This is a genomic window from Ruminococcus sp. YE71 (genome assembly GCF_900119155.1).
Taxonomy (GTDB): domain Bacteria; phylum Bacillota; class Clostridia; order Oscillospirales; family Ruminococcaceae; genus YE71.
This window is the reverse complement of sequence record NZ_FPIR01000002.1, coordinates 309,507-321,225: the sequence shown is the minus strand read 5'-3', so window position 1 is coordinate 321,225 and position 11,719 is coordinate 309,507. Positions and strand designations below refer to the sequence as shown.

7 protein-coding genes are annotated in these 11,719 nt (G+C 46.7%); 3 read left to right on the top strand and 4 right to left on the bottom strand.

Annotated elements, in window-relative coordinates:
- Positions 1-406, bottom strand: a 406-nt coding sequence (locus tag BT142_RS18980) for a hypothetical protein (RefSeq protein ID WP_175545481.1), incomplete at its 3' end; no start/stop codon positions are given.
- Positions 407-484: 78 nt separating this feature from the next.
- On the opposite strand from BT142_RS18980, the gene BT142_RS03140 reads away from it, so the two are divergent.
- Positions 485-2,638, top strand: a complete 2,154-nt coding sequence (locus BT142_RS03140; protein WP_072416743.1) for a hypothetical protein — start codon at positions 485-487, stop codon at positions 2,636-2,638.
- Positions 2,639-2,671: 33 nt separating this feature from the next.
- Here the strand turns inward: BT142_RS03140 and BT142_RS19375 are convergent, their stop codons facing one another.
- The gene (locus tag BT142_RS19375) at positions 2,672-3,412 is read right to left on the bottom strand and encodes a helix-turn-helix domain-containing protein (RefSeq protein WP_139182171.1); all 741 of its coding nucleotides are present in this window, start codon (positions 3,410-3,412) and stop codon (positions 2,672-2,674) included.
- Positions 3,413-4,381: 969 nt separating this feature from the next.
- Between BT142_RS19375 and BT142_RS03130 the strand changes: the two genes are divergently transcribed.
- A complete protein-coding gene (locus BT142_RS03130) occupies positions 4,382-6,064 on the top strand; it encodes a fibronectin type III domain-containing protein (RefSeq protein ID WP_072416741.1) in 1,683 nt (560 codons plus the stop codon).
- 194 nt (positions 6,065-6,258) lie between these two features.
- A complete protein-coding gene (locus BT142_RS18970) occupies positions 6,259-6,546 on the top strand; it encodes a hypothetical protein (protein WP_139182170.1) in 288 nt (95 codons plus the stop codon).
- On the opposite strand, the gene BT142_RS03120 is transcribed toward BT142_RS18970, so the two are convergent.
- Both BT142_RS03120 and BT142_RS03115 read right to left on the bottom strand, forming a co-directional pair.
- Positions 6,540-8,939, bottom strand: a complete 2,400-nt coding sequence (locus BT142_RS03120) for a leucine-rich repeat protein (protein WP_072416739.1) — start codon at positions 8,937-8,939, stop codon at positions 6,540-6,542. The two genes, BT142_RS18970 and BT142_RS03120, sit on opposite strands and share 7 nt — an antisense overlap.
- Positions 8,940-9,497: 558 nt before the next feature.
- On the bottom strand, positions 9,498-11,588 hold the full coding sequence (locus tag BT142_RS03115; protein WP_072416738.1) for a hypothetical protein: 2,091 nt from the start codon (positions 11,586-11,588) through the stop codon (positions 9,498-9,500).
- Positions 11,589-11,719 lie beyond the last annotated feature (131 nt).

Sequence of the window (11,719 nt, the reverse complement as noted above, 5' to 3'; positions counted from 1 at the left end):
TCATTTTGCTCGGGCTGGCATACAACATAAAGAAACTTTTTACGAAGATCTCGGGAAACCGACTCGGAATATCTCTTTTTGAACTAAAATCGGCATAAAACCAACAGAACAAAACACCCCCGAGTTCTCTTTTTGAAGAGGGCTTGGGGGTGTGCGCGCTGAAAATGCCTATTTTACAAAGCATTGTATTTGACGGGTTTGATGTGCGGATATTGAGAGGGAGTGCTGATGGTGCAACAGCTCCTTTTTCTTTTGGCGGATAGTTTAGCACTGAGATGCTTCTCCGTTCGCCGCAAGGCTTACCAAAAGCGGCAGATAAGAAACGGAAAAGATATATAGGGCAGCAGCTGAACCGACCGTCGGGCATGGCGTTGATACTTGACAAAAATCTTTCCTTGATGTTCATTTACCGAGCGTTCATTCCGGGTTATAATTTAAATACCCAATAGTCGTGGTACTCGATAAAACGAAAGGAATGATCTTTATGAAATGTCTCTTTTTAGGTCTTGCACCTGAAACAATGAAAGAATGTGAGCCTCTCGGCAACGACGGTGTGGAGTCCGCTGAAACTATAAGCAAAGCCATCGTCAGCTATGTTCTTTGTTCGCACGAAGCACCTCCCGATAGGCTGATCGTATTCACGTCACCTGACAATATCTGCGATTTTGACAATGTGAATCTCTTAACGAAATTTTTCACGAGCAGGTCTGCACGCAAAGAAACGTCTTTGCAAACAGACTTTCTCAGCTTCCGAAAAAGCATTGAACAGATATGTGCTGATAAAGGCATAAGTCCGCCGACTGTTGATATGGTCATCATTTCCGACGATCTCAAAGACAGCAAAGACCGCTGGGAAGTTTTAGGCAAAGTACATCGGATTTTGGATGATAGCGATGTTTCAATGGAAGATGTCTGCATCACGGCTGCCGATGCTTCTTCATTTGCGCCGATCACCGATGCTGTTGATATGGCAGCACAGCTTATCGAGATGGAAGGATACACTGTCGAAAAGCTGCGCATTGATACTCAGAATAATATCAGTATCACCGAGACCTCGCCGCAGCTCGAATTGTTTAAAGCGATATGCGAGTTCGCGGATTCGGGAGAAACGAAAAGACTTAAAAGGCTGAAGGGGAAGATAAGCGATCAGATAATGACCGATCTTATTGTGCAGCTTGATGTGTTTGCAGAAAATCTGAATATGTGTCAGGCAGAAGATCTCGAACCGACTCTCATCAGGATATATGATATCATAGATACACTGGAATGTGCGATCAGTTCAGCAGGCAGCTTTAACAGAGCATTGTGCAGTAAATTAAAATCGGTTTTCGGAAACTCCAGACCGCAGATCTCGACAATGGCATATATCGAATGCTGTCTCAGATGGAGATGGGTAACGCAAAGCCTTATCATTTTCATAGATGCGCTCCCGAGAGAACTGATAGGCAAAAAGATAGTTCAGTGTGATATGTCATCTGTGACCTGCGTGACACAGGCACCCGAAATGGAACTTTTCTATTCGCATTTTACCAATATGCCGATCCCGAAAGAGGAAGAGATCAAAGAATTGCTTGAGAGTTTCCTGCACGGTCAGCTGGATGGTGACATCAAAAGCCTGTTTATCGAGGACTTCATCAAAGTAATAAAGGGGTTTGAGAAAGGAATGAATGATAATCATCTGACAATACCGTATAACGGTATCGATATACTTACATCTTGTTCAATCGGTGATAATGAAGGAGTTCGGGAGATCAGAGAGTTCATCGAAAATAACAGTTTTTCGACCATGAGTCAATTCAGGAGAAGGCTTGCGGCGAATCTTGACGAAGTGCCTTATTTCTTCAAGGATCCGCTTATAAACGATAACGATCCGATCAGCAAGAAAATAATGGGGGTCAGATTCTTTTCGCTGAAACATCTCAGGCATAGCATAAAGGGATTTCGGCTCAATATTGATTACAGCAACATCTCCTGTTTCAGAAAGTTTATCGGATGCTATCTATATCTGAAAATAGTCAGGAATACGGTTTGTCACGCAGGTCCAATAAGCTATCTTGATGATGAGCTGAATGAAGTGCAGAAGAACGAAATGAGCCGCTTTGGGATAGATACAGGTGCAGTGACCGCAGACAGCTTATCACGGAATATCTCTGCCGCTTTGAACTGTCTGAAAAAATGCCTTATACCCAAGAAAAAACGCACCATCAAAAAGTATTACGCCGCTGTCCCGAGGTCCGTTGCGGCGGACGATATACATATCCGTCTGCGATCGCTGTTCGGGAATGTTTCTTGTTTCGATACCATAACCGTCTATGTCATAAGTGATGAAATAACATCCGATGAAGCTGAAAAAGCCTTCATTTCCGAAATGCAGGAATACGGTATCTGCAACAATTTCTTTATCAACATCGAAAGAAAAAAATGTTCCGATCCTTCGGCACTGCTTGATAAACTGACCTCAACAGCGGCGTCGGGCGACAAAATCAGCGTTGACTTCACGGATATGACGGGGCTCCAGATCCTTGGTCTGACCCTGTTCCTGAAAACGGCAGCAGAAAAAAAGGCTGAGATAGAAAATGTAATATACAACGATCAATGTATCACAGATCTTATAAATACCCGGTTTGAAGTACAGTAACCTATCTTCAAAAAGCAAAAAGAGCCGAAAGGTTCAGCTCCTTTCGGCTTTTTGGCTTTTATCGATAATTTCACTGATCTTGTTAAGATCATATACTTTTTTCTCGATCGCCTGCATCATTATCTGCTCGGTCATGTCAGAACTGATGAGATGAAATTCGCAGGAGTTCAGAAGCGCTTCCGTTTCCTGACGGCTGCATTTTAAGATGACAGCGATCTTCAGTAATTTGCTGCGTTCGGGATGTCGTTCGGCAGAACGATACTGTGCCCAGCATCTCGGAGAAACGTCGATCTTCTCGGAACATTCTTCACTTGTCAGTCCCGCTCTCTCCTGATATTCGATCAGCAGTTCCGAGAATGACTTTTCTTCCGTATTATTTGTATTTCCCTTACCCATAAATTTCCGCTTTTTCATCAGATCACAAAGACCGTGGTGTATAAGATCATCGTTCAGCTTTTCGATGTCGAATATTCTGTTATCGATATACTGCCTGATAACATTATCCGTTTCACAATTTAACCATTCATATCCCACAGAGTTCAGAAGCTCAGTGGATTCTTCCATCGAAAGCTGACAACCGATAAGCAGTCTGATAACGGTATTCTTATCGGGAAGGTTCTGTTCACTGAGATACTTGCTGAAACTTGCGTTGGAAATGGCCGAGGCTTTCGCGATCTTTGATGCACTGATATCCCTCTCTCTCTGGATACGGCGCAGTCTGTTGGCAAAAGAATCCTGAATAGCTTCTGAAACAGCGGTCATAGCATTATTCATGATTATATTGTCCAACGTTTCTCTCTGTCTGTCTCTTTCTCTTTCACATTTCTGAGAGCCAGCGGGCTCTTTACGCCGAAAAATTTGAAGAATGAGCAATATTGGAAAGGAGAGAATTATCAGAACAATCCCCAAAAACCTAAGCAAATAAGAGAAAACATTTGAAAGAAAAGATTTTACTTTCTGCCATCGTGAAGGTTTTGGCGGACATGTTGCTTCATAATAAGCCTGAAGTGTCTCATCGACCATTTCTCTGAATGCTTCATATATTTCGTGGCTTTCGGGGATCCTTCCGAAATCGAAATCTTTTTCAAATTCACTCATCAGATCGATCTCTGATTCAGTTTTATCACAGAAATAGTCAGACAGTATTTTTTTATTAAAATACTTATTGACATAGTCAGAAAAACTATCCTCATCGATGTTTTCCAGCATATAGCAGAGATCTTCTGTGAGTATGGGCAACATCTCAGACGAGAGCTCACGAAAATAAGGATAGTATCGGTTATTTGACAATTTCAACATCCCCTTACAAAGCAATATCATTACGTCGGAACATATGCAGGACAGTGCTAAAAACATTTTTGGTTTGCTTTCCTCAGAGCTATTATATCACAAAGTACCGAAAAATTCCAGCAGGTTATTTTAAATTTTTGACCTGATGCACATTTCCCGATACTGAGTAATTTTGCTGAAACGAGCCGTACTCTGATATGCCAGATTGCGGCTGTCTTAATACATCTAACTCGGGATATCGTCATCACCCCCGAAATAAAAAGCTCCGATACTTTTAACTATTTGTACAAATATCGAGCGTTGTTTTGGCGAATCCGACAAAAACATTTGGCAGGTAATATTTTTTATTAGCTAAAATCTTGACTTTTTTAAGATATTAGTTTATTATTTTATATAAGGAGTTTTGCGTCTTCGGACGCACTGTTTTTTATTTTATTCACGGAGGAGAAAATCATGATAAATAGTAAAAGATCAGCAGCGGGAATTGCAGCAGCGGCTCTGACCGCGATCAGTATGGCTGTTCCGACGGCAGGCAGTTTCTTCCCGTTCGCTCAGAATACCATCGTCGCCGCAGCAAGCACTTCGGGCGCTAAGGTATACGATACGGAAGAAAAGACCTACGAGCTGCTTCACCAATACATCACGGAAGTTGCCGCAGGAACGCGTGATTCTACCGAGTTTTCCGTTTCCATGAAGGATCTGGGACTTGAGGGGCGTTATTTCTCCGCAAAGGATCTGGGAGTTGACAGCATCGTCGTTAACGGGCAGTTCTCTTCCGATGCCGTAAATGTGGCAAACGAGATCATAAACTGCAATATCGGAAGGATCCTTTCAAGGCTCACGTCTGAGTGTCCCTACGAATTGTACTGGTTCGACAAGACCACGGGAGTAGGCATGGCTTCGGGCGTTTCGATCTCCGCAAAATACGACAGGACCGCTGGCGAGTATCTGCTCGGATTCACGGGAGATATGACCTATTCGTTCTACGTTTCGGACGATTACGCCGCTGGCAAATTGCAGGTGGATCACAAGCAGATACTCCGCGCAAACGCCGTGCTGGCAAACGCCGAAAAGATCATCAAAAAGTATGAGAACGCAAGCGACCGCGAAAAGCTGGACGGATACAGAAAAGAGATCTGTCAGCTCGTTTCCTACAACGATGATGCCGTCGGCGGAAATGTCTCCTACGGCGACCCCTGGCAGATGATCTACGTTTTCGACGGGGATCAGTCCACAAACGTCGTGTGCGAGGGCTATTCCAAGGCGTTCAAGTACCTGTGCGATCACACGAAGTTCTCTTCGGAGCGCGTTTCGTGCATCCTCGTTTCGGGTATGATGAGCAGTTCCACAAGCTCGGGAAACCATATGTGGAACATCGTTACGCTGGAAGACGGTAACAACTATCTCGCCGACCTGACCAACTGCGACGAGGGCAGCATCGGCGCGGATGACCTGCTGTTCCTGATGCCGTACACCAGCGGTGACTACGAGGAAGGCTATATTTTCGATGTAAGGTCGCAGTCGATAATGTACACCTACGACTCGGATACAAGGGAGTATTACGGCAACGACAGACTTGACCTTGAATACCACGACCATTCGTATGATGATACCGGCATCGCTGTCGATTATACGCCCGGCGACGGCGCGGTAAGGCTGAACTGGACAGAACTCCCGAATGCCGACAAGTACGCCGTAGTTGCGTATCTGAACGGCGAATGGACAAAGCTCGCCGAGGGCAAGACTAATACCTACACCATCAAGGGTCTCACTGCTGGCACAAAGTACAAGGTAGCGGTCATCGCAATGATAAACGGCAAGTGGAATTACGACGTTTCAAATGCCATCATCGTTACCCCCAACGCACCTGCTTACCCCAAGACTTCCGCCGAAGTGCAGGGTAATGCGTTCAGACTGAACTGGACATCCGTCCCCAACGCTCAGAAGTACGTGATAGCATACACGACCAACGGCAAGAACTGGAAAGTAGCCAAGACCGTTGACTCCAAAACAACTTCGTTCACATACAAAAACACCCCCAAAGGCACTTACTACATAGTGGTAGGCGCAGTAGTAAACGGCAAACTCGACACAAGCGACCTCACAAACAGGGCTGTCAAAGTCGTTATCAAATAATTGCGAATTACCGTGGGAAACCTTTCAGAGGCGGGAAATTACCGGGGGAAACCTTTCTGAAGAAAGGTTCTCCCCTTGCCGTGCGAAGCTAAGGCGGCCCCCATTCCAAAGACTTTTAATATGTCGTTTGTTGGGTGTGTTCGGGAAGATAGACTATCACCGCTTCAAGAGTGACCATCTGAAAAAATCCGCAAATGAGACGTAAACCACCATTTAACGTCTTTTTGGCAAGGGATGCACAATTGAAGAGAAGAACTCCGAAATTCCCGACCAACACAAAATCCGCAGGAAGCTCCTCAAGCCAAAAAGTATTAAAAGTTTTAGTGAGGGGGTCCGGGGGAGGACACTTTTTCAAAAGGGTCTCCCCCGGGAAAAAACGCAGTCAGCAGTCAGCACAAATAAAGAAAAGCCCGAAGGCAGGTGATGTCTTCGGGTCTTTTATTAAAGAGGGGTGGGGCAGAAAAACGCTTTGTTATCAGTAGCAGTTGCTGTATACAAGTTCGCCGTTTTCAAAACTCCAGATATATTTGTAGCGTGTATATACGCCGTCAAGCGGAACATTATTCAGATCATATGCATAGATCTTATTATCCTTCTTTTCAAAAACGATAGCCTGTGTATTATAGGGTCTGTCCATGTAAACCTTTCCGTCGCTATCTGCGGCGAAATATGCGTAACTCTTATCGGGCACGTCTCTGATAGTCAGACCGCCGACAGCGAACCAGTTTCCGTATACGATCTTGCCGTTACCGCCGTGGTATCTGTGTTCTTCATCGAAGCTCTCCTTGTACTTAACATCGTACAGACCATCGGTAAGCTCGTATACCACATCGCCGTTATCAAACACCTCATTCTGAGTAGCGTCAACGAAGCCGACGAGACCTGCATCGATCTCAGCCTTTAAGGCAGGCTGCTTTTCAGCCTGTTCCTTTACGACCTGAGGATCGAGGATCTTGCCGTATCTGTACAGAAGCAGCTGGGTGTTGTCCTTGTTGAACACGAAAAAGAATTCATTATTGCCTGTAACGTGCTTGCCTGCGGATGCACTGAACAGATGGAAGAAATTCCTGTTTGAAAGACGTGACTCAATCTCGAAATCATCGTTCATGATATTATTATATGCATTGTCCTTGACATTGAGAGTATTGAGGTACTCACCTTTGATGGTCATGCTGTCTACCGCACTGCTGCCGCTGTTGTTGATGTCAACGGTATCGTCGTAACCTCTGAGCTTGGAGATGTCTTCTTCTCTGTCAGCGCTTCCCATGACTTCTCTTGCTCTTGCGCCGCACAGTCCTGTGATGTCCATTGTGTACCAGTGACCGCCGACTTCGCTGCCGTCCTTGCCCTTGCACTTAGGGATGTACACCTGATTGGTCGCGTGTCCGTGCAGACCCATTGTGAAATTCTTCACTCCGATCCTGTCAAGAACGAGAGCGTATGTTCTCGAAATGCCTTCGCATACAGTGAAGCGAACGTTCAGACCTGCGTTCTCGGACTCGTAGCTCTCTCTCAGAACGTCAATGGTGGAGTAGAGCGAATTCGGGTAGAGAGAGAACTCACCTGAAGTAGAATACCAGGAAGAATAGTAGACATTATATACGATGTACTTAGCGGCAATAAGAGCCTTCTCGCCGTCGTTCATCTTGTCGTAGCCGGGGGTGCTCTCGATCTTGCTTACGATCTTGTCGAGCTGTCTGCTTGTTTCAGCCGCCATGAATGCGGTGCAGTCAAAAGCGCTGCTGTATTTGTACAGCTGATCCTTGAGATACTCGTCATTCTCGGCGAAGGATCTGTTGTTGACAGTAACGAGGTTATCGCAGCCTTCAAATGCTTTCGCTCCGATAAATCTGAGGTTATAGGAACCGCTGCTGTTTTTCTTGAAGTTGATGTTTCTGAGTCCCGGGTAACCTCCGTTTGTTATGTTATTTCTGATGGCAGAAACGCAGGCAGGGATGTTAAGATCACCGTTCTGACCGACTGCTCTGTCGAAATCAATATCATAAACAACGGAATAGGTCTTCTTATCGTGGTCGGCAGAACCTGTCAGCACCTTGACGCCGTCGTAGTCATTGCTGTTATTATTAAAGAACGGAGTGCCCTCAAAAGTAGTGTTTTCTACAGAAACGTTCTCGGGGAATACCACTGTCTTGAGCTTAGTACACTTTGCAAAAGCATAGTGCGCGATCGAAAGCGGATTGGATGCCGTGATCTGTCCTCTTGTAGCGATGCGGTTGCCGTACTCGTCCACCCAGTTAGGCTGTCTGTAGTTGATGAACTCAACGGTCTCAAGCTTTTTCATACTGTAGAATGCACCATACGAGATGTTCGTCACAGGATAGATCCTGTCGGTATTGATATCATATATCTCGGAAGGGATAACGAGCTCCGTGGGATCACCGGAGAGGTTATAGCCATCGATCGATGCTGTGAGCTGAGTATTGTTGCCTGCGTTCTGAGAGATGCTGTATTTGAACTGTTTGGTGATAAGGCAAAGCAGATTGCAGTAGTCGTCGGGCGATAACACATTGTCCTTGTTCAGATCGTACTTCTTGTCTGTCTCGGTTTCTACAGCAAGGCTGTTGAAGCTGTAGCTGCCGTCATCGCTGCGCTGATAATAGCTGATGTTTCTTGTCTCGTAAAGATCGTTGATATAAGTTTCGATCTCGCTGACATCGTAGTAATTGATCTTACCGTCGCCGTTGACATCCAGTTTCGCAGGGTCAAACTTTATCCAATCCGTCTTGATGGTTCTGGCGTTAGGGAAATTGCCTTCGCCCTCAGCCGCAAATACGTTAACAGGCGCTGCGTTAACAGTGCTGCAAACCATGATTATCGCAGATAACAGCGCACTGATCCTTCTGATTTTTTTCATAGATTTGTTCCTCCTAAATGTATAGCAGTTTTGTTTCGATCATACTTGTGAGTCATAATGTTGGAAATGTTACTGTTTTTGTGTACAAATGGTATACATAATATTACATATCCTATTCATTCATACAAATGTTTATCCAATACTTGTATCAAACAAATAATATATGAGTAATATCTTTATCGCGCGATAAAAGTAATTATACTCAATTTTTTACAAAAGGCAAGTGTTTTCACAATGTTTTAATACAAAGTCTGCCAATTCAATAATTGACCCACAAATCTGGCACACGATAATCAACAAAATGAACAATCATTTTGCCACTTTACCATGGCAGCCTTAATACGATTTTAACATTCTTTCATCTTTGGGCAATTCTTTTTCTCAAAGTTCTTAAAAGGATATTCCGTAATAACGGTATATTTATTTAAAACCGCAGTATATCATGCTTTTTGCGTCGCAAGCAAGGAGAAGCCACCGCTTTTCAGCACGTTTTTCACACAAAAAACGGCAGCCCCGAAAGGAGCTGCCGCCGTTTTTTACGTTATGGCGATGTTCATATTATTTCACTTCAACGACAATACTTCTCTTAGCAAACGAGGAAGTCTCCCATTTGCCGTCGATCCTGGCGCATACTGCGATCCTGTAAGTACCTGCGGGAACATTTTTTATCGTGCAGCTCAGTGCATCGACCTGGGTGAAAAGGATCCACTTGCCGTTATAGTAGTACGCTATACCATACTTATCCGCGCCTTTGACCGCAGTCCAGTTGACCCTTATCGAATTGCCGTCTACATTCGCGCCGACCATGAGAATACCGCAGTCGCCCTGTTCGGAGATCACGGTGATCGCATTTGAAGCATCGGCGACCCACTCGCCGCCGACCTTCGCGATGACTGCGACCTTGTACCGCTCCCCTGCCCTGAGACCGTTGAAGGTGTAGCTGTTGGCGTTTCCCCTGGCGAGGATCTTCCATTTGCCGTTCAGATATGCGACTACCGCGTATTCCTCAGCGCCCTCGACCGACGTCCAGCTGATCTCGCCGCCTAAATGATAGGTGATGGTCGGGGCGGTGTAGGCGAGCTTCGGGATCCTGACCGTTCTGGTGTCGGTGTAGGTCCTGTCCTTATACTTCACAGCGGCGGTGTAAACGGTCTTTCCTGCCGAGGTGTATGTGGGCTGAACGGTCTCCGAAGTCACCTCAGCAGTCTTTCCCGCGACCTTTCCGCAATCCTCGCAGACGACATAGACAGCCGCCGCCGAAAGATCGCTGCTCCATTTCCATACTGGCTTTCCGAAGCTGTGACCCGTCGCAGGGATGACGGTATCCGCAAGCGCCACCTCGTTCTCGCCCTTGTCGTCGGTATAATACCTGCCGTCGGAACAGATGTAGTACTCGATATTTCCGTCAGCCGTGCAGGTCGGCTCCGCCGCTTCCTGCTTTGTATAGGTGTGGTGAACGGTTACGCTCAGACTTACGTTCGTCAGGGTCAGGTAGTGCTCGGTGTCGTTCGGGGTGAAAGTCGCCTTGAATTCCTTCGTGCCCACATCGCCGACGCTGAGGGTGCTGTCCTCCCACGACCATTTTCCGTCCTTCTCGGCAGGCAGTTCAACATCGGCAAGAGTCTGACCGAAAGCCGCCTGCAAGTCCTCGGGGCGATCGACCGCGGGGAGCTCCTTGATCTTGAAAGCCTGAGTTATCGTGCCGTAATAATCGCCGATGCCGCTGATATACGCCGTGGCAGTCCCCACCTCGGTATTGTCCGCGTAGGAGACCGTGTAGTCGATATTTTCGGTCAGCGTCTTTTCGCCGTCGGTGATTGTGAGGGACGGAGTGACCGTACTTCCCGTGTACACCTGATCGGCAACGCTCTCAACGGCAGCGCCCGTGATGGATACAGCGCCTATCTTGTGAACGCCAGTACCGTACTCTTCATCGCCCGTTTCGTAGAATTCGTAGCCCTCAACAAGGTCCTGCTCGACCTTCTTCACGTTGCTGCGCGAGGTGTAATAACCGCCCGAGACCACGAAAACTCCCGAGCCGCTCTTGTAGAAAGGACCGTCGTCATCGTCATTTTGCAGGTCGTAGCTGCCGCCTCTGACATAGACCGAAGCGCCGTTTGAATCGGTCCTGACGATGTCAAGTCCGCCCGTGTACACGCCGCTGAGCAGCTCGACTGTGCCCTTGTTCACCTTCAGGAAACGCACGACGTTCTGATTGACAGCGAACATTCCGCCGCCGTGGCCGTGGTCGAGGAACGTGATGTGAGCGTCGATGTTGTCGATGTAGAGATAGCTCTGTATCTTGCCGCTGCCCGTGCCGTCGAAGTTGATGGTATTGCCGTTGAAATCGACCGTGAAGGAGCTGCCGCTGTTGATCGTATAGCTGCCTTCGACGGTGAAGGAATCGGTCAGCTTTACCGTATCGCCGTCATTTGCGGCGTTTGCGGCGGCGAGGAATTCCTCAAGCGTTGCGACCTCATAGACCGATGCGTAATGAGGGATCTCTTCCTCTGTCTCTGCCGTTACCGCATACACAGTCAGCGCATTCCCGCCGATGATGCCGCCTGCCGCAGCCGCAGGAAAACTGCCTGCCGCGCAGAGGACTGCCGTCAGTCCCGCGAGAGTGCGTTTTGTGATCTGTTTTTTCATTGTTGTTTCCTCCCTTGAAATGATATGTCCGTGCGGACATCCGATCATTCATAATCATATCACATCTTGTTATCGTTTACAAGACTTTCCGTCAAAATAACCGCGTTATACCGCAAGATTTGTCAACTGTA